Source organism: Chryseobacterium angstadtii, assembly GCF_001045465.1.
Taxonomy (GTDB): Bacteria; Bacteroidota; Bacteroidia; order Flavobacteriales; family Weeksellaceae; genus Chryseobacterium; species Chryseobacterium angstadtii.
Genome location: NZ_LFND01000003.1, coordinates 920,309 through 946,913, shown reverse-complemented (window position 1 = coordinate 946,913; position 26,605 = coordinate 920,309). Strand labels below are relative to the sequence as shown.

Here is a 26,605-nt window from a genome sequence, read left to right as displayed (position 1 = left end):
CTGTAACCAATAATATTATTTTAACCAGCAACTGACAACCGATAAAACTCCACATCCATAGTATTCATAAACCTCAAACTCCTTAAAAACAGCCCGGAACCCGAAACTCATTATCCCACATCCCGCAACTCGAAATTTTCAAACTTTTCGGCATATTAATCAAATATATTATTTTTTACATTCATTTTTTTATGATTTTAAAACAATCTTTTTTATAAATTTAGCTTTCAATTTATATTAAACACATAAGATGAGGTTTGAACTTTATAGCGAAGAAAGCGACGACAGGACGGTGTATATCACCGGAAATTTCAACAACTGGAACCCAAGAGACCCCAGTTATCAGCTTAAACAGCTGGATCCGAACAATTATTTCATAGAGATTGACAGTAAAATTCTTCCCGATATTGTGGAGTACAAATTCACTAAGGGAGGCTGGGAAAATGTAGAACTTGATAAATACGGAAACATCACTCCCAACCGGAAAGCCCGGAAAGCAACGGAAAAGACCTCCGACAGTGTAGAAAAATGGCGACTCAACTGGGGCCCATTTAAAAAAGAATTCTTTCCGATTGCAGAAGTTATTTCCGACGAATTTTATATTCCCCAGCTGGACAGATACCGTAAAGTATGGGCTGTACTACCCTATGATTATTACATTTCAGATAAAAGCTACCCAGTACTTTATCTCCAGGATGCTCAAAATCTGTTCAATGAAGGAAGCGGATACGGAAACTGGGAAATCGACAAAAAACTATCTATTCTTGCAGAATACGGCCGGGGAGATGTTATTATCATAGCCATAGAACATGGCAGTGAAGAACGCATTAAGGAATACATTTTCGATAATGATAATGTAGCGAATGGCTCGGAAGGAAAAAAATACATCCGCTTTATCACAGACACTTTAAAACCCTTTGTTGATGAGCATTACCGAACGAAGAAAGACCGTGAAAATACCGGAATCGGAGGCAGTTCTTTGGGAGCACTCATCAGTATTTACAGCGGTTTCCTCTATCCTGAAGTATACTCTAAACTGCTAATCTTCTCCCCTTCACTCTGGGTAGAACCGAACAACAATTTCCCAATGATGAGTTTCAGAGTTCCTTTTAAAACAAAAATATATCTGTATGGCGGCGGTCAGGAAGGCTCTAAGATGGTGAAAAGGATTCATGTTTTTGAGGAATATTTAAAACGCTGGGAAAAAAAGAATCTCTTTGATTTTGAATTTAAAACCAGTATCAATCCGGAAGGAACCCACAGTGAATTCTACTGGTCTCAGGAGTTCCCAAGAGCCATTGAATGGCTATTCTACGACAATACGGAAAATCCTGTAGAAGTAAAACCACAGCAACAAAGCATTAAAAATTAAGTTTATGAAACTAATTAATAAAAAGAATAAAAAATATACCCAGACTTTCCAGCTTTTCACAGAAGAAGAATGGACCAAATCCAGCAAAAATTACAATAAAAATGTAGCCTCTTTTTTCTCCGGGAAGAAATATGAGGTTTTTATTCATACCCATGAAGAAGGTATTATCTATCTCATCGGCTTGGGAAAATCCAGTCTGCAGAATTTTGAAATCCAGCAGGTGGCGGTTAAATTTTCCCAGACTCAGAAAGAAAAGATCCATGCAGTTCCTACCCTTGTTTTAGCAGATTTTCTGAAAGAAAAACAGTTTGAAGAATTCATCAAAGGACTGCTTCTAGGAACCTATCAATATCCTTTTGACAAGAAGCATGCTTTTTGGAATCCTCAATTTGAGATTCATTTTGAAAATATAAGTCAGAAAAAATTAGATGCTATCCATTCAAAAGCTGAAGCCTTAGCTAACGGGCAAACAACCTGCCAGGAATGGCTGAATAAACCTGCCAACCTGAAAAAGCCGGATGTTTTGAGTCTGTATCTTAAAAATCTGGCAAAAAAATATGAATTAAAATATACCGTATTTAATAGAAAAAAATGTGAAGAACTGGGATTGGGCGCCTATCTTTCAGTCAATCAGGGAAGCGCTTATGATGCTGCTTTCACCATCATAGAATACAAAACTACCGTTAAAAATGCCAAAACATTTGGTCTGGTAGGAAAATGTGTCCTGTTTGACACAGGAGGTATTTCCTTAAAAAGCCACGAAAATATGCACTATATGAAGTCTGACATGGGTGGGGCCACTGCCGTGATCGGAACTTTGATTTATGCGGCGGAAATGGAACTTCCCGTGAATATTGTAGCCGTTCTTCCTATTACAGACAATGCTATTTCTGAAAAGGCTTTCCTTCCGAGCGATGTTATCACTGCTTATAACGGAACAACCATAGAAGTCCTTAATACAGATGCAGAAGGAAGAATGATTCTCGCTGACGGGCTCTCCTATCTGGCTAAAAACTACAAAACAGATTATCTTATTGATCTTGCTACCCTTACCGGAAGTTCCGTCAGAATGTTCGGAGATACCTGCGGTGCTCTGTTTTCCAATAATGAAGACCTTAAAAACAGCCTCGTAAAAACCGGAGACAAGACCAACCAAAGACTATGGAATCTTCCTTTATGGGATATTTGGAAAGATGACATTCAATCTGATGTAGCAGATCTTAAAAACATATCCATGAAACCAATCGGAGACTGTATTGTAGCTGCTAAATTTTTGGAACAATTTATTGAAAATCACCCTAAATGGGCCCATCTGGATATTGCGGGAGTCGCTTTCGGAAGTACAGGATACTCAAAAGAAAAAGCAGCCACCGGCTTTGGGGTACAATTACTGGCTGATTTAATTGAAAATTATCAATAAAAATTAGTTTTTTACAAAATTTCTCTGTATACTTGAGTGTACATTTTCAAAAACGCAGTTTATTTCGGTTTTTAACATTAATTAATCAATAAAAAATTGCTTTTATTTTTGATCATTTACCAAAAATAAAAAAACATTATATGGAGGAGAAAACAATAGTATGTATTTCGTGCTATTACAAGGGCTATGACTTCATGGATGAAATGAAGAAGCTCGGTAATAAAATCATTCTGGTAACATCAGACGGACTTAAAGAAAAAAACTGGCCCTGGCAAGCCATAGACGAGGTATTTTATATGCCTGAAGTACGGCCCTCCGTCTGGAATCTGGAGCATCTGGTCCAGGGATTTTCACATCTCATGACCACCCGGAAAATAGATGCTGTAGTAGCACTTGATGATTACGACGTAGAAAAAGCAGCCCTGATCAGAGAAACATTCCGTATTCCCGGGATGGGGCAAACTACCCATAGGTATTTCAGAGATAAGCTGGCTATGCGCCAGAAAGCCAAAGACTCGGGCATTAATGTTCCGGAGTTCACTGCGGTTTTTAATAACGATGAAGTCAATAGCTTTATAGAAAAAGTTCCGGCGCCATGGGTGTTAAAACCCCGCTCTGAAGCATCAGCATCAGGAATCAAAAAACTGTCTACCAAAGATGAACTTTGGGATGAACTGAATGCACTCGGAGAAGAACGCCATCTGTTTTTACTTGAAAGCTTTAAACCGGGTGACGTGTATCATGTGGACAGCCTGACCTTTAACAAGGAGATTGTATTTACCTCTGCTTCGAAGTATCTGGCCCCACCCATGCAGGTTTCCCACGAAGGCGGTGTTTTCAGATCGAAAACTTTAGGAAGGTATTCTGATGAATTTAAAGCCCTTGATGAAGCAAACACAAAGGTTCTTTCCAGTTTCGGGCTTCTTAACGGAGCTACCCATACTGAATTTATCCGGGCAAAAGCAGATGGAAAATGGTATTTCCTTGAAACATCATCCAGAGTGGGAGGAGCTCATATTCCGGATCTGGTAGAAGCCTCCAGCAATATTAATATTTGGCGGGAATGGGCAAAAATTGAAGACGCCCTTCTTCGTTCAAAAGATTATGAAATAGCCAAACCTACAGGCTATTATTCGGGGCTGATTGTAGCACTGATTAAAGATAAAGAACCGGATTATAGTGTTTTTGAAAGTGAAGAAGCCATCAAGTTTCTTCCCATCGATCACCATGTCGGAATTGTTTATAAATCAAGCGACCCGGATATTATACAGGAAAGACTAGACAGTGCAGCAGAAAAAATTCAGGCAGAAATGCTGAATATTCTCCCGCCCAAAAGTAAATTAACCAGCTAAATACAAAGCATAAAAGAAATCAATCAATGCCGCATATAGAACACACAGATTATTATTCGAATATACTAGGGACAAGTTTAAAAGTTGAAGTTACCGGACATTACGGACATCCGATTATCATGTTTCCAACTTCGCAGGGGCAATATACCCAGAACCATGATTTCCACCTTAACGGGAGCATCAACTGGTTTATAGAACAGGGAAAAGTAAAGCTTTATAATGTTCAGACTATTGATGCTTGGAGCTTTTATGATGAAAAAATTTCGCCTCAGCAAAGAATCAAAAATTATGAACTGTACGTACAGTTCCTGATTCAGGAGTTCATTCCATATATCCAGAAGATTCACAAAACACACCGTGTGGCTGTGGCAGGAGCAAGTTTTGGTGGGTATCATGCCGCCAATTTTGCCTTCAGGTTTCCGGATGTAGTTTCGCATTTATTTTGTCTGTCCGGAGCATTCAGTATCAGAAATTTCATGGATGGATATTCCGACGAACTGGTTTATTTCAACTGTCCAAGAGAATTTGTAAGAAACGATGAAGCCTGGAAATACAAACATATGCATATTGTCCTAAGCACTTCCGATCAGGATATCTGCAAGGATAAAAACATTGAAATGGCGGAAATATTAAGTGTCAAAGGGATTGACTTCTGGTACGATGAACGAAAATGGATCAATCATGACTGGCCGTTATGGAGAATGGTCTTTCCAACATTTATCGGTGCATTTTTTTCCTAAAAAAACGTACATTTAAAAAGATTTAAAAAACAACACATACACCTTTAAAAACAAAAATTATGGCAAAAAAAGTGGGAATTCTATTCGGTATGGAAGATACATTTCCTTGGGCGTTTATCGACAAGGTGAATGAACTGGGCGGCGGAGAAATCATTGCTGAACCCGTAAATATCGACAAACTTGAACAAGGCGCCGATTATGGCTATGCAGTGATTATCGACAGAATTTCGCAGGATGTTCCTTTTTACAGAGCTTATCTGAAAAATGCAGCACTTAACGGAACTTATGTAATCAATAACCCATTCTGGTGGAGCGCAGATGAAAAATTCTTCAATAATGCATTGATGACCAAACTAGGCATTCCGCTTCCTAAAACGGTACTGCTTCCTTCGCACGAAAGACCTACAGATACTTCAGAAACTTCATTCAGAAACCTGAAGTTCCCTCACGACTGGGAATATATTTTTAATTATGTAGGATTCCCGGCGTATATGAAACCTCATGACGGTGGCGGCTGGAAAAGCGTATACAGAGTAGAAAATCCAGAAGACTTATGGGATAAATTAAGTGAAACCGAACAGCTGGTAATGATGGTGCAGGAAGAAATTGTTTTCGATGATTATTACAGGGTTTACTGCCTGGGCAAAAAATACGTTCACATTATGCCTTATGAACCGCGCAACCCGCATCACCTGAGATATGCTACTACCCATCAAACCCAGGGCGACGATCTGGAAAAGTTATTAAAAACAATCCACGATTATACCATAAAAATGAATGAAGCACTGGGCTATGATTTCAATACGGTAGAATTTGCGATCAGAGACGGAATTCCTTACGCCATTGATTTCTGTAATCCTGCTCCTGATGCCGACAAAAACTCTGTAGGTGAAGAAAATTTTGCATGGATTGTAGAGCATGCAGCCAAACTTGCCATTGAAAAAGCAAAAGAATATGTTCCGGGAAAACAGAATATTTCTTGGGGCACTTTTGTAAAAGACTCAGTAAAATAAACATTAAAAGAATAAAAAACACGAAAAAAAATGCATCAATTTACGATAGGAATCGAGGAAGAGTACCAGATCATTGATGTTGAAAGCAGAGACTTAATATCTCATGTTTCAAAGATCATTGAAGGAGGAAAAGCCGTTTTAAGTGAGAATTTAAAACACGAAATGCACGAATCCATGATTGAAATGGAAACCGGCATCTGCCAGAATATCAAAGAAGCCAGAGCGGAACTGACCAACCTGAGAAGACATTTGATCAACACAGCCCATGAACAGGGTCTTCGTGTATCCGGAGGCGGAACACATCCTTTTTCGAACTGGGAACATAATACCATTACTAATGGCGAACGCTACAACAAAATTGTAGATGATATGGGTGATGTCGCCCGCGGAAATCTAATTTTCGGGCTCCATGTTCATATCGGGATCCCCAACCGTGAAGAAGGCGTAAGAATTCAAAACGTAATGCGTTATTTCCTTCCGCACGTGTACGCACTTTCTACCAATTCACCTTTCTGGATTGGGCGAAATACAGGTTTCAAATCTTACCGACAGGAAATTTTTGTAAAATTCCCGAGAACCGGTATTCCCAGCTATTTCAATTCACTTGCTGAATTCGACAGCTATGTAGAACTTCTGGTGAAAACCGGAACCATAGATAACGCCAAGAAAATATGGTGGGATCTTAGAGTACATCCGTTCTACCCTACTATTGAATTCAGAATCTGTGACATGCCTTTAAGGTTAGAAGAAACGGTTTGTATGGCTGCCATTATGCAGAGTTTAGTTGCAAAAATTTATAAGCTTCACCAACAAAATTTAAGTTTCAGAAGCTACAGAAGATTATTACTGAACGAAAATAAGTGGAGAGCCTCCAAAAGCGGTATTGAAGCCCATCTGATTGATTTCGGAAAAGAAGAATCCGTTCCTTATCCTCATCTTTTGAAAGAACTCCTGGAGTTTATTGATGACGTTGTAGATGAACTCGACTGCAGAAAAGAGGTGGAATATGCCTGGACTATCCTGGAAAACGGAACCGGAGCCGACAGACAGCTTAAAGTATTCAATGAAACCGGCGATCTTACCAAAGTGGTAGACTATATGATCTCTGAAACAGAGTTTGGCATAACACATGGAGAAATGGCTTCATAATATTTTTGGTAACTTTGCAAAAAATATGAAGTAGTATGAAAGATATTCGAATCGCTTTGCTGGACATGAACAACAATCATGTAAATCAAGGCTTTAGAAATATTAAAGAAATTTCGGAGGCATTCCAAAAGAGCTCTGAAGAAAATGTAATCATCAAAACATTTGATGTAAGGTTTAAAAATGAAATGCCGGACATTGGAGACTTTGATATCTTTATTTCCTCAGGAGGCCCGGGAAATCCACACCGAGAAGGCCTGGAATGGGAAGACCGGTATGCAGATTTTCTGGATTCCGTTCTTGAACACAATACCAATAACGCCGATAAAAAATATCTTTTCCTGATTTGCCATTCATTCCAACTGGCAAGTATCCACTGGAAACTGGGAAATATATGTAAGAGAAAATCTTATTCTTTTGGCGTGATGCCCGTTCACAAAACGGAAGAAGGCGAGCAGGAATTCCTGTTCAAAAATCTTCAGGACCCATTCTATGCTGTAGATTCAAGAGCTTATCAGTTCATTGAGCCGGACATGGACCGTTTTGATGAATTGGGTATGAAAATTACGGCTATTGAAAAATTCAGGCCTCATATCAATCTGGAAAGAGCGGTGATGGCTGTACGTTTCTCCGATGAAATATTCGGAACTCAGTTTCACCCGGAAGCAGATCCTAAAGGCATGATTGAAAATCTGAAGGACGAAAAGAATAAAACAGCCATGATTGAAAACTTCGGAATGGAGAAATATCTGGAAACGGTAGACAGAATAGATGATGAGGACAAAATTATCCTGACCAGAAGCCAGATCCTGCCAAGATTTCTTCAGTCTGCAAAAAAAAACATTTTGAAAGAATGTGAAGTTTTAGCATAAAGAGAAAACGCGGATTTAAAAATAAATTGATTTAATATAAAACCACAAAAGTCACAAAAGTTTTAAACAATTAAGTAACGGTTGCAAGTGTTGACAAGAACACCTAAGCTTTTTTGAAAACCTTTCATTTTCATCTTATGTGAACTTTTCATGCATTATCAAACTATCTTAAGTAGCCTGAAATGTTCAAAACTTTTGTGACTTTTGTGGTTAAATCTGTCTAAGGTTTGATATTAAACTTTGTTTTAAATCAGCTAAAATTAAAATGTATAGAAATCGGGCAGAAATGCTCGATTTTTTAAAATCAAATCACAAAGAAAAAATATGATCCCAAAATACAGAAAACAGTTTAATCAGGAATTTTCACAGGAAAAATACAGCCAGCTTAAAGAAATCCTTGCTCAAAAAGGAGGCATTACTCCGGCATTCAGAATTTCGGAAAGTCCGCTCTTTCTTTCCAATGAATTTAAAAATAAACTTCTGGACGCCAGCGAAAGTATTATTGACCAGATCAAAGAACTTCCCGCTGAAGTGCTTCATAAAGCCGTTCCCGATAACTGCAGGGTTCCTCATGATACCAACCAACCTCATTTTTTCACTATAGACTTTGGTATCTGCCGAAGCGAAAACGGAGAAATTGAGCCACAACTTATAGAATTACAAGCTTTTCCTTCATTATATGCTTTTCAAAAGACTTTTGAAGACACTTTCTGTGAAGTCTACCCTTTTCTATCGGAAATCAAAAATAAAATGCCTCATGATGAATTTAAAAACCATCTGAAAAAATTGATTGTAGGAGACGAAAATCCGGAACATGTTATCCTGCTTGAAATATTTCCTGAAAAACAAAAAACAGCTATAGATTTTGCATTAACAGAACAGTTATTAGGAATAAAAACAGTATGCCTGACAAAAGTAAAAAAAGAAGACCGGAAACTTTTTTATGAAAATGACGGAAAGCTTGTTGAAATCAAAAGAATCTACAACCGTGTTATTTTTGATGAACTCGACAGAATTCCCGATCTGAAAGCAGGCTTTGATTTCCGTGAAGACATTGATGTAAAATGGATCACCCATCCTAACTGGTTCTTCAAGATCTCCAAATTCCTTCTTCCTATGCTGAAACACCAGTTTGTTCCTAAAAGCTATTTCTTGCATGAATTTCCTGAGCACGAAAATCTGGAAAACTTTGTTCTGAAGCCTTTATTTTCATTCGCGGGAAGCGGAGTCAATTTAAATCCGACAAAAGAAATCACGGAAGCTATTGAGGACAAAGAAAACTATATTTTGCAGAGAAAAGTAACCTATGAACCGATCTTCGAAGACATCAACGGAGAATTTTCAAAAGCAGAAATCCGTCTTCTTTATATCTGGCACGAAAATGAAGACCGCCCTGTTCTACTCGAAAACCTGGGAAGAATGACAAAAGCCGCCATGGTAAATGTGGATTTTAACAAGAAAGATGCCATATGGATTGGCAGTTCTAATGCTTTTTTTGGGGAATAGCCATCAATAATAAACCAATCAAACTTTGATTAAATAACAAATCCTTCTGAACTCAGAGGGATTTGTTATGAATAAGGATTTTATTTCTATATTTTTTTAAACGCAAAGATTGATCTTAAAGTTGCATATTTAAGGGAAGCAAAGACAGAATCAATTTCATTGATTCGAATAAGCGAATGTTGTATCCATGTAGCTTCATCAATGGTTTATCGCCTTCTTAGTATTCCTTTAAACTAAAACATAATTTTCATCAGACTTTGCATTTAAAAATCTCTCGCAGATCAGACAGATATAGCAGATTCTTATCCTATTTTGTTTAAAATAAAAACGGCTGAAAAACTCAGCCGTTTTAGTATAGATTATTTACTTTATAAATTTTTATCGTCTTCCAAGAGTTCCCGCGCCTGATATTCCTGGACAAGATCAATGGCATTCGAAATAACGTCACTTAAAGCTGTGATGAACGTTCCGTCCTCAGCCATTCCCATAGCATGTTTCAAAGCCTCAATTTCTTTAGGAATAATCTCATAGCTTACATCTCTTCCGGCTTCATTGATCCCGTCGATAATAAGTCCGTTGATTTCATCTTCAGTTCTTCCTCTCAGATGTTTTTCATTTCTGATAATGATGTAATCAAACATTCTTCCGGCAATTTTCCCGCATTCTCTGATATCACTGTCACGTCTGTCTCCTACTCCGGAAATAATACCAATTTTCTTAGTAGATTCTACGTTTTTAAGATAATCCTCAATTGCTTCATATCCTGAAGGATTGTGAGCAAAATCAATCAAAACCTTAAAGCTTTTGAATTTAAATACATTCAGTCTTCCCGGTGTAAGCTGTGCACTTGGAATAAAAGTTCTCAGAGAGTTTGAAATATCTTCAATTCCAAAACCATACAGATAACTCGCTAAACTTGCAGCCAGTACATTTTCAATCATAAACCGGGCCTTACCTTCCATGGTAATCGGAAAATCTTTGGCTTTCCCAATTCTGATCTTCCAGTCACCTTTTTTAATGGTTACAAAACCTTCTTCATACACACAGGTAATACGTCCTTCTTTAGCAAATTTTACGATATGGGGATTATTTTCATCCATGCTGAAGATCGCCACATTACTGTCGAGATCATTGACTATTTTCATGGAATACTCATTATCTGCATTCAGAACGCTCCATCCGTTTTTCTTTACACTGTCCAGAACTACTCTTTTTACTTTAGCCAGATCTTTAAGCGAATGAATATCATTCATTCCCAAATGATCTTCTTCAATATTGGTTAAAACACCAATATCACACTGCGAATATCCTAAACCTGAACGCAGAATTCCCCCTCTGGCCGTTTCCAGTACAGCAAATTCTACGGTAGGATCTTTTAAAACAAATTCGGCGGAAAGCGGGCCTGTAGTATCCCCTTTCGACAGCATTGTATTTTGAATGTAAATACCATCGGAAGTGGTAAAACCTACCCTATAACCGTTGCTTTTTACAATATGTGAGATCAGTCTTGTTGTCGTTGTTTTTCCGTTTGTTCCGGTTACTGCGATAATGGGAATAGTGAAAGGTTTTCCCGGAGGGTACAGCATATCAACCACCGGAGCGGCTACATTTCTTGGAAGTCCTTCACTTGGAGCAAGGTGCATTCTGAATCCCGGAGCAGCATTCACTTCTATGATGGCTGCACCACTTTCTTTCAGTGGCTGCGTCAAGTTTTCAGCCATAATATCGATCCCGCAGACATCCAGACCTATAATTTTAGAAATTCTTTCAGCCATCGTGATATTTTCCGGATGAACCATATCCGTAACATCTATGGACGTACCTCCGGTAGAAAGATTGGCTGTAGATTTCAAGTAAACAACTTCCCCTTTCTGAGGAACCGTATCAAGGGTGTACTGAAGTTTTTCAAGAAGTTCCAAAGTATCTTTATCCACTTCTATTTCCGTAAGAACATTTTCGTGTCCGTATCCTCTTCTCGGATCCTGATTTTCTTTTTCGATGAGCTGTTGAAGATTCATTTCTCCGTCACCTACGACATGAGCAGGAACTCTTCTGGCTGCAGCCACCATTTTATTATTAATGACCAATACTCTGAAATCATATCCTGTAATGTATTTTTCAACAATTACTTTTCTTGAATATTTTTGGGCATGTTCCAATCCTATTTTTGCGGCTTCCCAATCGTTTACATTAATAGAAGAACCTTTGCCGTGGTTTCCGTCTAGTGGTTTAAGAACAATCGGGTATCCTATTTTTCTGATGACATGCTGTAAATCTTCTTCATCTACCACCAAATCACCGATAGGAACAGGAATTGCGGCATCATGAAGCATTTTTTTGGTCAATTCCTTATTGCACGCAATATCTACGGCAATAGAGCTTGTATTTCCGGTAATCGTAGCCTGAAAACGCTGCTGATTTACTCCATATCCCAGCTGAACCAAAGAATTGGTTCCCAATCTGATCCATGGAATTTTTCTGGAAACGGCCTCCTCTACAATACTTCCCGTAGAAGGGCCTAAACGGACACGCTCCCTAATTTCCTTCAGCTTGTGAATACATGCGTGGATATCATATTCTTTGTTTTCAATAAGAGATTCAGCAATCTTCACCGACTCTTCAGCGGCATAGATCCCTGCATTTTCTTCAATATAATTAAAAACTACATTATAAACGCCCGGAGTTTTGGTTTCCCTCGTTCTTCCAAATCCTACATCCATACCTGCCAGGGTCTGTATTTCCAGCGCTATATGTTCTATCACATGCCCCATCCAGGTTCCGGTTTCCACTCTGTGAAAAAAACCTCCTTCCACTCCCTCCGAACATCTGTGGGTAATGAGTGATGGGATCAGTTTTTCAATCCTTTCTCTGAATCCGTCAATTTTGTTGGTAGGATAATTTTCCATTTCCTCAAGGTCCAATCTCATCTGTATCAGCTTCTTCCGTCTGATGCTCCAGATATTCGGGCCGCGTAGTGCCTGTATCTTCTCAATTTTCATAATCTATTTGCATTTTTATCAGTTAACAATAACTCCTTCAAAAATCAAAGATAATGTAAAACCCTAAACGAAACTATACCACATTTAAAGATTTCTCAAAAAAGCATTAAAAAAAGTTCACAATCCTAAAACATTAACAATCAATTAAAATGTGGTATGAATTTCGTCAAATATTAATTATTTTTTAAATTTGTACCCTATGATGAAACCCGTTGGAAAATTAATTATTATCGGAGGCGCTGTAAACAAAGGAAGTTTTGCAGAAACCGATTTTGACCAGAACATTGAAAAAAATCTGAATTTCTTTGAAAGAGGTATTTTGCGAAAGATCATTAATGAATCAAAGCATAAGGAAAACTCTGTCATTGAAATTGTAACTACAGCATCTCAGATCCCACAGATTGTAGGAACAGAATATAAAAAGGCTTTTGAATTTTTAGGAGCCAAAAATGTAAATATCCTTGATATCCACAACCGTGACGAAGCCAATTCTGATGCAATGACGGCAAGAGCCAACGCAGCAGATGTAGTGATGTTTACAGGCGGAGATCAGCTCCGGCTGACCTCCATTCTTGGCGGAACCAGATTTCACGATACCATATTGCTGAAATATCAGGAACAGGATTTTATTTATTCCGGAACTTCTGCCGGGGCTGCAGCAGCTTCTGAAAATATGATTTATCAGGGAAGCAGCTCAGAATCTCTTCTTAAAGGTGAAATTAAAACAACACAAGGGCTTGGCCTGATAGATAATGTGATCATTGATACCCATTTTGTACAGCGTGGCAGAATCGGGCGTCTTTTCCAGGCGGTAGTGAACAATCCGAGAACCTTAGGAATCGGGCTGGGTGAAGATACCGGTCTTTTCATTCATAACGAAGTAATGACTGCTGTAGGTTCCGGACTTGTGATCCTTGTAGACGGAAGGTTTATTAAAGATACCAACCTTACAAATATCAATCTTGGAGAGCCTATTTCAATCGACAACCTTACCGTACACGTGATGTCTATGAATGACCATTACGATCTTACCACGAAAAAACTGACGATAGAAAATTCACAGTTTAATCCGATACCACAGGATAGGTAGTTGCGGGGTGCGTGTTACGAGATAAGAGGTGCGGGATTCGGGTTGAATACAGTTGGTAAAGTTCTTTACTGTTAAAAGTGAGTAATTTTACTCTTAAATCAAAAAGTTATTAATTAAAAAAATAACTTTCTGAAAAATAAAAACTTAAAACTCATACCCAATCTCATAACTCGTAACCCCGAATCTCGTATCCCGAATCCCGCACCTCGAAAAACTCGTATCCCAAAGCTCGAAACCCGAAACCCAAAACTCTTATGAAAATAATCATCCACGGCGGTTTTTTTTCCGAAAGCGATCAAAGCCATGAAGTAAAGACAGCCAAACAGAACTCTTTAAAACATATCGCTCAGAAAGCCTTTGAATACCTTCAGACTCATTCTGCTTTTGATACAGCAGCTTACGCCGTTTCCCTATTGGAAGACGATCCTCTGTATAATGCAGGGATAGGTTCCCAAATACAGAGCGATGGAGTGATCCGTATGAGTGCAGCCATTATGGATGGAGAAACTCAAAGACTGAGTGGTGTCATCAATCTTCAGGATGTAAAGAACCCTGTTTTGGTTGCCAAAGAGCTGATCAATGAAGACGACAGGGTTTTAGGAGGAAATGGGGCTAAAACATATGCATCTGAGCATGGTTTTGAAAATTTCTCAACTGAAATTCCTCAACGGAGAAGTGAGTATGAAGCTAAACTGAATAATGGAGGAAAAGGAACGGTAGGCTGCGTAGCCCTTGATAAAGACGGAAAACTGGCTGTAGCCACCTCTACCGGAGGAAAAGGTTTTGAAATTCCGGGGAGAATATCAGACTCGGCTACAGTGGCCGGAAATTATGCCAATGCCATTTGTGCCGTAAGCTGTACAGGTGTAGGAGAAGATATCGTAAGCAATGCTACAGCAGCAAAAATTGTCACAAGAGCTACGGACGGAATGACACTAGAACAGGCATTTACCAAAACATTTGATGAACTTAAAACCATTGACGGATTTGCCGGAGCCATTGCCATTGATAAAGATGGAAAGATGTATCATCAGGATTCTTACCCTACTATGGTTTTCGCCAGTTATGATGGAGAAAAATTTGAAGTCTTTCAATAAATTTAACATTTATTTATAATTCCATTTAATTTTTTGGCACGTATTTTACATGTTTACTAATAACAAATTTTAATACAACATTTTAAAAATAGAAATCATGGGAAATAAAACAAAAGGATTGTTAGCTTTATTAGGTATCGGCGCTTTAGCTTATTGGAAATACAAAAACTCCAGTGAAGAGGATAAGCAGGCAGTAAAAGACAAAATCAATACTGCTAAAGACAATTTGAACAAATGGGGAAATGATCTTAAAACGAAGGCTAATGATGTAGCATCCCAGGTTCAGAACAAAGTAGATGAAGCTAAAACAAAAGCTGAAGATTCATTAAGCTAAGATAAGAGTAGTTAGTTTTTTTAACATTCATATATATAGAAAGTCATCATAATCTCCGGATTATGATGACTTTTTTATGAGGATTATTTTCTTTTTTCTCCTTTAATACTGTATACCAAAGGCATTTTATTACCGAACTGAGAAATTCTCCATTTTCCTTTTTCAAATTCCTCTACGTGTTTGAAGCTTGGATACGGCGACCAGTCGAATTCCTGAAAGATCAGTATCTCTACTCCTTTATTAATGAGGCTCTGCAGTACTTCTGCCAAAGAATGGTTCCACATAACATATTCCTGAACAATATCCGCCGACTGATCTGCGTAAGTTCCTTCATAAGTTTCTACAATAGGGCTTTCGTTAAAATAATTGTAGTTTATTTTTGTAAAATCATCATCGAACATCCATACGGCCGGGTGAAATTCAGCCATTATAAACTGCCCGCCAGGCTTTAGAAAATGACTGATGACTTCTGCCCACCGATTTAAATCGGGAAGCCATCCGACAACTCCGTAACTGGTATAGACAATATCAAATTTTTCATCCAGAACATTTTGCAGGCTGTAGACATCCGAACAGACAAATTTTGTATCGGTTCCACATTTCTGTGCAAGATCTTTTCCCGTTTCAATCGCTTTATCCGAAAGATCTACTCCCGTAACGTCTGCTCCCATTCTTGAAAGAGAGATAGAATCCTGCCCAAAATGGCACTGCAGATGCAGAATACTTTTGCCTTTCACATCGCCCAAAAGCTCTGTTTCTATACTATTTAACGAACTTCGTCCTTTGAGAAATTCATCTACAAAGTAGAAATCCGATTTCAGATGCGGATCTACTTTGGCATTCCAGGAATTTTTATTGATTTCCAGGTAATTTTCCATGGTATTATTATTTTTACGCTAATATATCAAATACTTTTAATTATTGAAGCTGTTTTGAATTTATTTCTCTTAATAATGAAATATACAAAACAGATTATGCAGATTTATCGAATTTTCATAATTAGTACTGAAAATATCTGGCCCGGCAATCGTTTGATTGTATTCTTTATAGTTGGAAAAGCGCAAAGGACGCAAGATTTTTTTACATGCTTTATGTTATTAAGGACGCAAAGCTTTTATCTCCGATAAAATGGAGTACGGTGTAGTTTCATTTTTAAATTTTGGCTAAAGCCATGATGGAGGTGGTCATTTTGATAAGTGGGCTAAAGCCCACTCCTATTGAATTTTTATTGAGATCGATTATTCTTTTATTTTGGTAAGCGCAAAAAACGTGAAATATGATGATTATGGAGATTTTAAAGCATAAGATTCTCTCCGATAAAATGGGGTCCGGTGTAATTTCATTTTAAATTTTGGCTAAAGCCATGATGGAGGTGGTCATTTTGATAAGTGGGCTAAAGCCCACTCCTATTGAATTTTTATTGAGATTGATCTTTTTATATATTTTATAGTTGGAAAAACACAAAGAAGATTGTATTTATTGACCAGACTCAGACTGGTATTTAAAAAATCAAATGCCGGGAATGACAATGGAGGTATAAGGACTGTACAGCTTCCAGCCCTTTGATTCATAAAGAGCCTTTCCTTGTTCTGTAGCAACCAGAAAACTATTGGAAATACCTTGCGCTGAAGCAGTTTTTTCAAGTTCCTGCATTAAAAAAGAGGCAAGTCCTTTTCTCCTATGCTTTTCTTCTGTGATAATCCTGTCATAAACAGCCACGCCATCCACAAGTACAATACGGCCAGTAGAAGCCTGTTCACCATTTTCTGCTATGATTTTACAAACGGTTGTGGAATGATATTTTTCGTATTCCAGCCAGTAGCCCTCACAAAGATTGATTTCAGGGTTTTTCATAGGTCCGAAACAGCACATCATGTAGCCGGGAGGCTGTATAATCCACTTTTCAGGTATCTGTTTTCTCACTTCATGAGAAGAAGCACATACTTTAAGGTAGATCCACGGTTCATTGATCTGCTTGGAGAGTTCGATAAAATCATGGGTAATTGTGGAAAAAACATACCGTGTTTTCTGCTGTTCTTCTCCCACTTCTACTTTAAAGCCTGATTTATATTTTACCGGAAGGGGAAGCTTTCTGGACAATGACCATCCTTTCAGCCATTTTTCTACCAGATCATTAGATACATTGTCTGTAATCATCTGTTTTATATTTATGGAAGTTGACCCAACAGTTTCTTTTTCTGCTCTGCAAACTCTTCTTCTGTGAGTATTCCGTTTTCCCTTAATTTACCCAACTTTTCGAGTTGTTCAAAAATATGTTCTGAAGAAACTTCTTTAACTTCGGTTACCTGTTTCTCAGATTTTGGGGTATTATAAATTTTTTCGATACTGCTGTAAAACCTTTCTGCATCGTCTTTATCAAAGAAGCATTCAAATTCTACAACGCCCTCTTTCATATGGATCTTAATAACAGGAGATAGGGGATTTTTTACAATGCTGATCTCGTTGATAACTTCATTTAAATATTCATTCACTTTCAGCGCAGAAAACACTCCTTTTGATACGGAAACCATTCTGTGATGGGTTACAAGAAGTATTCCTGCATCCAGAGTTCCTGAAAGCTGAGCATCCGTTGCAGCGATAATTCTTTCACCCGTATTGAGTATCCGTGGCAATTCTTTTATTTCGCCTTTCGTAAACATGGAGAGGTTGGCATTCACCTGTATCAGTTCATATTTTATTTCCTTCAGCCTTCTTTTATAAAGTTCACGGGGCATTGAACCCGGTTCTGCATTTTCAAATATGGATATATTCAATTCTTCACTCTTCTCAATCGGTTTTTCCTGTTCCGTAACTGTATTTTGAACTAAGCTTTTAATATCATCAATGCTAAATTCATGAAGATTATAAAGAAGCTCCTGATTGATTCCGCTTACCTTTTCCAGGCATTTATTACACAGTTTTCCTCCATCCGAAAGCCTGTTCTCCCCTAAAAGTGTATCCATGGACACCAGTTCTGACTGGCATAATGTACAGGTATTGCTCATATTTCTGTTATCTTTTTTAAAGTCTTGCCAACAGTTTTTTCTTCTGTTCGGCAAATTCTTCCTCTGTAAGAACTCCTAATTCTCTAAGTTTCCCCAATTTTTCAAGCTGTTCGAAAATGATGGCAGGATCTTCTTTTTGTTCAGAATTTTGTTGTATTTCAACGGTTTCCGGTTTCCTTTCCTGCGGCTTGTGTTCAGCCTTTTGCGATCCGGAGCTTCCTATAAAGTCTTGTACAGCTTCAGAAAAGTTTTTGGCTGCACTTTTTAAATGCAGTTTAAATTCGGCAGTAAAACCGGGGGTATAAACTTTTAGTGTTGAAGATATCAGACCTGTATCATGCTGTATGGAACTGACTTTATGGAGTGGGAATTCGTTTTCAAAGACTCCTCCAAGAATTTTTTTATTAATGAAAATAATTCTTTTTTCCGTAGAGACTACAATCCCTTCCAGATCATTATAAAGATATTTGCCTTCTGCAACTGCAATCAATTTTTCATTTTTATCAAGAATGTTTACCAGCTCTTCTACTTCCCTGTCCACAAAAATACTGAGTTTAGCAGTTGTTGCCACAATCTGATCCTTAATTTCATCAAGTCTTGTAGGTGCATCAGCGGTATACGTAAACTGGATACTTTGAGAAGGCGTCGGAACAATGCGGGGCTGGGAAATAATTACCTCTTCCACTTTCTCTACTTCTTCTTTCTCTTCTCCGGCATCAGTCAATACCATATTTCTTATCTGAACAATGCTGTAATTGGCAAGGTCGGAGACAAGATCTTTATTAACATTGGTTGCTTTATTCAGGCATTTATTGCAGAGAATTCCTCCGTCTGCCAGTTTGTTTTCGCCCAAAAGCGTATCCATGGCGGTAAGCGGAGTTATACATAAGGCACATTCGGTATTCATTTGGTTTTATGTTTAATAGTTTATCTGTAGCATAAAACTTCTGCTTCATGCTATACTTTAAATGCATATGACCAACAGAAAGTTTTACTTCATCTTTTATATTTTAAAAGTAAGTAATTTTTAGAATCTGTCACTTATATTTTCGTTTGAATACTTATTTTTTCATGTATTATCTGTTCAATCTGCTTTGAAAACTGTGTATTAATTATAAAAAATCTGTTTTTATTTTTAACCATTATTTCGTTACCGGATCAGGTCTTCCTCTATCTCTTCAAGGGTTCTTCCTTTTGTTTCAGGAACTTTTTTCCATACAAAGATTAATGCAATGACAGCGGCTGCCATATACAGCCAGAATGTATATGCAGCTCCCAAAGTGCCCATCAACACAGGGAAAGTTTGTGAAACGGCAAAAACAGCCAGCCAAAGAAAGAAAGTAGCGACAGACATCGCAGTACCACGGGCTCTGTTAGGGAATATTTCAGAGATAACAACAAAAGTAAGCGGTCCCAACGACATCGCAAAGCTGGCGATATATCCCAGTATCGCAATAAGAATCAGGTTTCCCTGCACCTGCATAAAAAAAGCAGTTCCTATGATCCCCAAACAAATAATCATCCCAGTAATTCCGTAGATCAGAAGAGATTTCCGGCCCCAATAATCAACATATTTTATAGCCACAAAAGTGAAAATCAAATTAATCGCTCCCACAATAATCGTCTGACAAAGAGCAGATCCTGAGCCCACCCCTGTAGATTTAAATATCTCGGGAGCATAATACATCACCGCATTTATTCCTGTAATCTGCGAAAATACCGCCAGCAGAATTCCTATGGCAAGCGCTTTTTTCAACTTTGAGTCTTTCAGATGGGAAAACGAAAACGGAAGGGTGTCTTTTAATGATTGATTAATGTAATCAAGCTCTACCACTGCTTTTTCTTCTCCATGAATAAGAGAAAGTATAGATAAAGCCTCTTTGTTTTTCTTTTTTTCTGCAAGCCATCGCGGGCTTTCAGGAACAGTAAAGAGCAGTGCTATAAAAACTAATGAAGGAATAATTCCTGAGCCAAACATCCATCTCCAACCGTGAGAAATATTCCAGCTTTCATTGTAGATTCCGGCAATATAGGCATTCACAAAATAAATAACCAGAATCCCGGTCACAATCCCAAGCTGAAAAATTGAGACGAGCCTCCCGCGTATAGCTGCCGGAGCCATTTCTGAAATATACATGGGCGAAAGTATAGATGCGATCCCAATTCCCATCCCGCCAACAATACGGAAAACAACAAAAATACAGAGATCGGGAGCCAATGCGGTACCAACAGAGGAAATTGCGAACAAAAGAGCGGAAATCATTAAAACTTTTTTCCGGCCGATCTTGTCACTCAGCATTCCTGAATACATAGCTCCGATGAGGCATCCCAACAAGGCACATGAAGCCGCCCAGCCTGTCATAGCATCAGACAAATGATAATAAGTCCGCATAAAACCAATAGTCCCGGAAATGACAGCGGTATCATAACCGAATAACAAACCACCCACCGATGCTACCAGCACGGCTTTATAAATAATGTTAGAATTTCCCGTCTGCTGCATATTTATTATTTTAAGATTTTCTCTTTCATCCTATCCATACGAATGGATGCCTTAACAGTTGCACATTCCTTCCCCTCACTTTCGCCATATGGTGTAATGGTATACGTTCCTACCGAAGCCGGAACTATAAAAGTTTCAGCATAGCGTACAATATACGGAGCAAAACTCTCATCCGGACTTTCTACAAGCACTTCCCTACCCTCAACCAGGTTTAAAACATTCACAGAACCTTCTGTATGATGTATTACTTTTTTACTAAACCAATGCCGTCTGGTTTCAATAAATGACAACTCATCCAGTCCGGTTCGCTCTTCCCGCCATCCATCACCTTCAGAAATCGGTGCTGTAAGGTTCAGTATATTCTTTTCGGTCCATGATGCATCACGGTTCCACTGTATATTTTTTCTGCCGTGCTCCAGAGAAATGGGTCTTGGTTTTCCATCAAGCCCCATTCGTTCCCAATCCCAGAGTTTAAATGTAAAGATATAAGGGGTAGCACTTATTTCCAGAACTACTGAATTAGCTCCCGAGCAATGAACCGTCCCCGCAGGAATAGATACATGATCATGTTTCCGGACAGGCCATTTCTGTACATATTGATCGGCATCGAAAGCAGTCTGGGTACTTTGTGCTTTTTCAAGATCAGCCATCATATTTTCCGGGTTTATATCGTTTTTCAGTCCGAGGTATACAAAGGCATTTTCCCCGGCATCCAGCATATAATAACTTTCATCCTGTGTATAGTTCATCCCGAATTTTTCCTTTATATATTCTTTCAACGGATGTACCTGCAGACTCAGATTGCCACCTTCCATGGTATCCAGAAAATCGAAGCGAATCGGAAATTCATCGCCAAAGCTTTCGTATACCTGTTTTCCCAATAGAGCTTCCGGCTGGAAAAACACTAAATTTATGGAGGGGATTTCTACAACCTCATCCCCAAATCCTAATAAAAGGCTGTTCTCTTCCGGAACACAGTCAAAGCCCCAGGCGTAATTAGGAAGGCTTCTGTCAAGATCGCATACTTCTTTCAGCCATTGCCCGCCCCAGGGACCGGGATCGAAAAAAGGAACCACTCTGAAGGGAGAACTAACCGTTTGTTTTAAAGCATCCAGCACTGCATTGACGCTAATCATTTTGGGTTGATGAGGCTTTGTGGTGTCCAGAATAAAATGACAGTTTCTGAATATCCTTTTTTTATAACGGTCGCATACACGCCAGTCTACAAAGTAAGCATGCTTATATTGATAGGCAAAAGCTTCAGTATAGTTGGTTTTCCCCAGATTACAGGCGGTATTATTTCGATACCGTTTCTGAATTTCCCAGCGTGCCATATCTGCATACAGTATCAACTTTGGCTGGTTATGCAGCAGAAGTGCTCCGGGCCCCACAATAACCACGCAGCCGTCGGTAGTATCTATTTCTTTCTTCAGGGCAGTTATTTTCACCTCATCGAAATAATCTTCCAGTTCAAGAGAGGTCATATACCCAAAAACAGGATCATCGGTTACATAAGGCTCTACCATGCTGCTGATTTCACTTTCCGGTTTCATCGCCTCTGAAGTATTAATGATCAAAGCCGGGTTTAAAAGATCTTTGAATTCAGCTATGATTTCTTCCACAAAAACTCCGGGATAACATTCAACAGCTATAATTCCGGGGATGCCTTCTTTTATTTTATCCGTAACGTTCTCCCAGCCGGAAATGCAGGTATGATCTTTTATGGGTATTACAGGAAATTTGTTGTAATTCGATTTCATTATTGTTCTATTTCATTCATTTTATTTCACTTATTGATGTTGCTGACAAGATAGGCCATGCCGTACAGCGCTGCAGAATCCGGAAATACTGCTGTTTCAACTTTCACATTTCCCCAGGGAGTCCAGGCATGTTTTTCCGTTTGATTTCTGATATAGGGCACGATAGAAGAACCGCTACCCATAATACCACCTGTAAGCAGAAGCATTTCGGGATCATAAGCGTGGATAAGGCTGATAGCGCATGCTGCCCATGCCTGTAAGCTCTGTTCACGGATCTCTGCAGCTGCTAAATCACCTTCTTTTGCCAATTGAAAAACCGCTTTATAATCTACAGAAGGCAAAGATTTCAGTTTACTTTCCGAATACGCCTTATTTTCTCCCGCTATTGAAGGTAGCTTCCAGGTAGAAGCTTCTGTTTCCACACAGCCTTTGTTTCCGCAATTGCAGATTGTCCCTTTATAATTAATCACAAAATGGCCACCCAATATTCCGGCTGTAAAATGTTTCCCCTTCAGCAGATTCCCTTCCACTACAGCCGCAGTTCCCACACCTGTCCCCAGACTCATTAAAACAACATTATCATAATCTTTTGCTCTTCCATATTTCCATTCGCCTAACAATGCAGCGCGGGCATCATTTTCTATGGTAAAAGGAAGACCGAATGCCTGCCAGCACCATTCCTCTAAGTTGATATCCGGAGCATCGCCAAATTTTTTATCAATGGAAAGTATTTTCTTTTGATGACTGTCCACGATACCCGGAGAAGCTATCCCAAGCCCTGCCATATCTTTAAAGGAAAGCTGTTGCCGGGCCAATGCCTCTTTTACAGCTTTTTCTATGTGAGGTAATCTCACTCGGAGCCCGTTTCCGGAATCAGCATTGATGGACACCGAAGAGATTAGGATATTTTCTTTTATAATTCCAATTTTGATCATGGTTCCACCCATGTCTATTGTGATCACTGGTTTTGACATAACTTTTATTCAGACTTGATCCTATTTTAAAAACACAGCATAGAATTAAGGCATTACCTTTATTTCTACTACATCCATTCCTGCAAGCGTTATTTTTTCATTAGTTGAAAAAACTTTTCCTGTTTTAAGAATAATCAGCTTTTTAGGCTTTAATTTTTCCCATAACAAAGTACTTGACTGTTCTTTTTCATCCGGATTATACAATCTGATGACGAAACTTCTTTCTTTCTCCGGGGTGACAGACGTAACAACAATTCTATCATTGCTCATCTGAAACAGGCTTTCTCCTGAAGACCACTTATCTTTAACAGGAACAGCGGTAAGAGGCTGAGTGAATTGAGCAGCTGCTTTTTCATTTTCTACAGAATTAAAGGCATCATGCGGACGAAGCACATAGTGATAATGCACCGGGCCTTCCTGATCTGCTTTATAATTGGTGTGCCAGTAATTATTCATGGCATAGCTGAACCAATTGGTTGTTCCCGGATTTCCTTTATCTTTCCACTTTTTATGGCTGTTGTCTATGATCATTCTTTCATCTATCATTTCCGATGCCTCAATTAAAGGGGTTTCCAGCATCATCCATTGAATTCCTTTTTTTCCTGAAGAAGCATCCACCCAACGGCGGCTGTACCAGTAATCCATATTAGATCCCGGAAGCTGGTCCGTAAGGTATTTCATGACCCCATATCCTGCATCCACTGTTATATCTTTAAATCCTGAATTAAAAGGAAAGCCGAAATGCACAGATTCTTTGGTACGCACGGGCTTTTTATCTACGATATTTTCCAGAAAAACCTCATCACTGTCTGCAAACAGCGTCAGTATACGTTCAAGGCTTTTGGCTCCGGGAGCTTCTGATAACAGGGATATTTTAACAGCAACAGGACCATTTTCAAGGATTTTCACTTTCGTATCTGTATTGGATAAAGCATCCTGAGGATTTAGTCCCGGAACGTACCAATAGCTGTTAAGTCCCTGTTTATTAAAACTCCCCGCATGATTAAATTCACTTTTATCCTTAATTTTAATAATACTTCCTGTTTTTGTATCCCATGCTACAGCCACTTTTCCGTTAGAAACCTCATTAGCTGAAACAGAAAACGGATTCTGTCCTTTTACTTCTTCTTTTATAACTTTATATGAGGTATATCCCAGTGCTGGAACGTTTTCCGCGATAAATGCGACTGTGCCGTCTGTAAGCTTCTGTACAGGGATTTTATTCCCTTTAGCATCTTCCAGTCCGTTTCCGTCTAGATTATTTTTCATAATCACCGTTCCGCTTCGTTTCCATGATGAGGTATTGAATACGGCAATCGTTTTTGAAGCAGGACTGGTTATAGGTTTCAGTAAATCTTCTTCCAGTTGGTTTGCCAGTATATTTCCATCGGAAGAAAACTGTTTTTTCACTTTCCACTGATCGGTAACAAAAGGAAGGTCAGGAGCTGTAATACTGTTGAATGCTCCCCAAGTATGTTCATGAAAAAGAATAACGTTTTTCCATGCTTCATAGAATTTTTGACGGTCATACAATTCAGGATTCAATATGGAGTAAAGGGTGGTAAGCTGCTGAAGCTTCAGACTGCTGTTCCGGTTTACACCTTCTTCTTTCGCCGTAGACATGGCTCCGTCTTCCCAATAAGGGCTGATATCTCCTTTTACGACAGGAATCTGATTACCGTATTTTTTCTCAAACGCTTCAAACATTTTTTCATTGGTACTCAGAATTATTTTGGGAGAAGCATATTTTTTATTCCATTCATCTATAAATTTTGATACCGACGTATCAATCGGGCCGTTGTCTGCCACTATATTATATCGCCACTGAACGATATCGTAAGGATATTGACTTTTAGTAAGATCATTGAGATATTCGGCTATTTTTTTCTTTCCGTTTTCGAATACTTCGCCTGGATGAATACCATGCCACGAAGAATAGCCTCTGCCGCCTGTCCAGAATAATATTTTACTTTCACCCGAAGGAGATTCCCACCAAACCGGTCTATCTCCCCAGCTTTTCACAAAATTTCCGACACGATCTCCCAGATAAGGATTGCTTTTCCCTAAATAGTTGGGACCGCTGGAAAAATATTTGACTCCCGAAGAAGTGAGTGCAGGCACTAAAGACCATGCAAATCCGGGAACATCAGACATCATTGCACTTTTGATAGATAAGCCATATTCTTTTTCCAGCTTTTGAGCATATTCTGTATAGTGGAATAACTCTTCAGGCTGGCTCAGCCCTGTTAAAATATTCGCATACATTGCGGAAAGTCCTATACTTCCTTCTTTTACGGCTTTTACAAAGGACTGTATTTCTTTAGGACTGGCTTTCTGCATAAAATTTTCTACATCCCAAAGGGCTTCCACATTCCATTTAAAGCGGGCTTCTTCCGGCAAACTGCGTGTCTCTTCTATCATTTTAAGCGCATCATAGATGTTTTGGGTATGAATTTTGGCCACTTCTGCCTGCAAATGAGAATATCCTACATCTGTATGGGAATGATGAATAAAATACAATGTACGGGGTACAACAGTTTCAACAGCAAGATCTTTCCTATATAATTCCTTTTCGTCTGCAGTCACCGTTATCAGCACGGATTTCTCCTTTTCTGAAACAGATACAGGTATTTCAAAACTTTTAATGCCATCCTCCATATTAAAAGAGAATGTTTCTTTATTATTGATTTTTGCTGTTATTTTTTGTTCTTTTCCAAAATGAAGACTGGTCAGTGTAATCATTCTTCGTCCGTCTTTCAGAATAAAAGGAGTCATTTCTGCGTCCATTTTTTCCTGAAAGGTGAATTTATAGGTCATGAACCAGTCTCTGCTGTTTTCTGCTTTTCCGGTCATTTTTAACTTCAGAGGTTTTCCCGGGGTTACTTTATTAAGAGGAATTCTTAAATAAGCAATTCCGTAAGAATCTTTAAGCCCGTCTGTTTTTGTCTGATGAAATACAAAAGCTGTACTGTCTGCCGCTTTAGCAATCCAGTCCGGATTTTTATTTCCGGGGTAAGTTGTGAGAGTAAGTACTTTTTTATCATTGATAGAAAGATCGAAATGGCGTATTCCGCCGCTGGATCCTGAAGAATGAGATGCCAGCCAGCTGAAATAAATATAAGGGCCTTTAATTTTCCCCGGTACGGCTTCTGTTTCCCATTCTATAATTTTAGCTCCATCTGTTGCACGGGTAAGTAATGCCTGGTTCGCATAATCAGGGAATGCAGAGAAGTAACCGATGTTCTCACCGCTAATTTCACGGGCATATCCGTTGACAGCCTCAATATGGCCAAAAAACGGCACTTTTTTCTGTCCGTAAAAAAAATTACCCGATACAAGAATAAACACGAATAAAGTAAAATATTTTTTTTGCATAAGATTTATAATTTTAAATAATATGTAAGAATGTTTGAACATATATA

General features: G+C 38.7%; 20 protein-coding genes. 11 read left to right on the top strand and 9 right to left on the bottom strand.

Annotated elements, in window-relative coordinates; translation table 11 throughout:
- Nucleotides 1-250 precede the first annotated feature (250 nt).
- The 8 genes from ACM46_RS12080 to ACM46_RS12045 all read left to right on the top strand — a co-directional run bounded on the left by ACM46_RS12080 (nt 251) and on the right by ACM46_RS12045 (nt 9,421).
- Nucleotides 251-1,372: an alpha/beta hydrolase-fold protein gene (locus ACM46_RS12080; protein ID WP_048506881.1), complete on the top strand. Its 1,122-nt coding sequence runs from the start codon at nt 251-253 to the stop codon at nt 1,370-1,372.
- 4 nt (nt 1,373-1,376) lie between these two features.
- Nucleotides 1,377-2,792, top strand: coding sequence for a leucyl aminopeptidase family protein (locus tag ACM46_RS12075; protein ID WP_048506880.1), 1,416 nt, complete (start codon nt 1,377-1,379; stop codon nt 2,790-2,792).
- 140 nt (nt 2,793-2,932) lie between these two features.
- Nucleotides 2,933-4,144, top strand: a complete 1,212-nt coding sequence (locus ACM46_RS12070) for an ATP-grasp domain-containing protein (protein WP_048506879.1) — start codon at nt 2,933-2,935, stop codon at nt 4,142-4,144.
- Nucleotides 4,145-4,170: 26 nt separating this feature from the next.
- Entirely contained in the window at nt 4,171-4,884 is a 714-nt protein-coding gene (locus ACM46_RS12065) for an alpha/beta hydrolase-fold protein (RefSeq protein ID WP_048506878.1), read from the top strand.
- Nucleotides 4,885-4,943: 59 nt separating this feature from the next.
- Nucleotides 4,944-5,897, top strand: coding sequence for an ATP-grasp domain-containing protein (locus ACM46_RS12060; protein ID WP_048506877.1), 954 nt, complete (start codon nt 4,944-4,946; stop codon nt 5,895-5,897).
- 30 nt (nt 5,898-5,927) lie between these two features.
- Nucleotides 5,928-7,046: a carboxylate-amine ligase gene (locus ACM46_RS12055; protein ID WP_048506876.1), complete on the top strand. Its 1,119-nt coding sequence runs from the start codon at nt 5,928-5,930 to the stop codon at nt 7,044-7,046.
- A gap of 35 nt (nt 7,047-7,081) precedes the next feature.
- A complete protein-coding gene (locus tag ACM46_RS12050) occupies nt 7,082-7,915 on the top strand; it encodes a type 1 glutamine amidotransferase (RefSeq protein ID WP_048506875.1) in 834 nt (277 codons plus the stop codon).
- Nucleotides 7,916-8,239: 324 nt separating this feature from the next.
- On the top strand, nt 8,240-9,421 hold the full coding sequence (locus ACM46_RS12045) for a hypothetical protein (RefSeq protein WP_048506874.1): 1,182 nt from the start codon (nt 8,240-8,242) through the stop codon (nt 9,419-9,421).
- Nucleotides 9,422-9,789: 368 nt separating this feature from the next.
- Here ACM46_RS12045 and cphA read toward each other — a convergent pair whose 3' ends face one another.
- On the bottom strand, nt 9,790-12,420 hold the full coding sequence (gene cphA, locus ACM46_RS12040; protein ID WP_048506873.1) for a cyanophycin synthetase: 2,631 nt from the start codon (nt 12,418-12,420) through the stop codon (nt 9,790-9,792).
- Between the two features lie 202 nt (nt 12,421-12,622).
- Here cphA and ACM46_RS12035 point away from each other — a divergent pair, with 202 nt between their 5' ends.
- The 3 genes from ACM46_RS12035 to ACM46_RS12025 all read left to right on the top strand — a co-directional run bounded on the left by ACM46_RS12035 (nt 12,623) and on the right by ACM46_RS12025 (nt 14,941).
- Complete coding sequence (locus tag ACM46_RS12035) at nt 12,623-13,510, top strand: cyanophycinase (protein ID WP_048507160.1); 888 nt, start codon at nt 12,623-12,625, stop codon at nt 13,508-13,510.
- Between the two features lie 254 nt (nt 13,511-13,764).
- A complete protein-coding gene (locus ACM46_RS12030) occupies nt 13,765-14,607 on the top strand; it encodes an isoaspartyl peptidase/L-asparaginase (protein ID WP_048506872.1) in 843 nt (280 codons plus the stop codon).
- 97 nt (nt 14,608-14,704) lie between these two features.
- A complete protein-coding gene (locus ACM46_RS12025; protein ID WP_048506871.1) occupies nt 14,705-14,941 on the top strand; it encodes a YtxH domain-containing protein in 237 nt (78 codons plus the stop codon).
- 83 nt (nt 14,942-15,024) lie between these two features.
- Here the strand turns inward: ACM46_RS12025 and ACM46_RS12020 are convergent, their stop codons facing one another.
- The 8 genes from ACM46_RS12020 to ACM46_RS11985 form a co-directional block, all read right to left on the bottom strand.
- Complete coding sequence (locus tag ACM46_RS12020; protein ID WP_048506870.1) at nt 15,025-15,819, bottom strand: class I SAM-dependent methyltransferase; 795 nt, start codon at nt 15,817-15,819, stop codon at nt 15,025-15,027.
- A gap of 631 nt (nt 15,820-16,450) precedes the next feature.
- Nucleotides 16,451-17,098 carry a GNAT family N-acetyltransferase gene (locus ACM46_RS12015; RefSeq protein WP_048506869.1) on the bottom strand — a complete coding sequence of 216 codons (648 nt, stop codon included), beginning with the start codon at nt 17,096-17,098 and terminating at the stop codon, nt 16,451-16,453.
- Nucleotides 17,099-17,109: 11 nt separating this feature from the next.
- Nucleotides 17,110-17,946 (bottom strand): SHOCT domain-containing protein, encoded by an 837-nt coding sequence (locus ACM46_RS12010; RefSeq protein ID WP_048506868.1) that lies wholly within the window; start codon nt 17,944-17,946, stop codon nt 17,110-17,112.
- 16 nt (nt 17,947-17,962) lie between these two features.
- Entirely contained in the window at nt 17,963-18,853 is an 891-nt protein-coding gene (locus ACM46_RS12005) for a PH domain-containing protein (RefSeq protein ID WP_048506867.1), read from the bottom strand.
- Between the two features lie 243 nt (nt 18,854-19,096).
- The gene (locus ACM46_RS12000) at nt 19,097-20,449 is read right to left on the bottom strand and encodes a sugar porter family MFS transporter (protein ID WP_048506866.1); all 1,353 of its coding nucleotides are present in this window, start codon (nt 20,447-20,449) and stop codon (nt 19,097-19,099) included.
- A 5-nt stretch (nt 20,450-20,454) separates the two neighbouring features.
- Complete coding sequence (locus ACM46_RS11995; protein WP_048506865.1) at nt 20,455-22,209, bottom strand: class I mannose-6-phosphate isomerase; 1,755 nt, start codon at nt 22,207-22,209, stop codon at nt 20,455-20,457.
- 26 nt (nt 22,210-22,235) lie between these two features.
- Entirely contained in the window at nt 22,236-23,183 is a 948-nt protein-coding gene (locus ACM46_RS11990) for an ROK family protein (protein ID WP_048506864.1), read from the bottom strand.
- 45 nt (nt 23,184-23,228) lie between these two features.
- Nucleotides 23,229-26,558: a glycoside hydrolase family 38 N-terminal domain-containing protein gene (locus tag ACM46_RS11985; protein WP_048507159.1), complete on the bottom strand. Its 3,330-nt coding sequence runs from the start codon at nt 26,556-26,558 to the stop codon at nt 23,229-23,231.
- Nucleotides 26,559-26,605 lie beyond the last annotated feature (47 nt).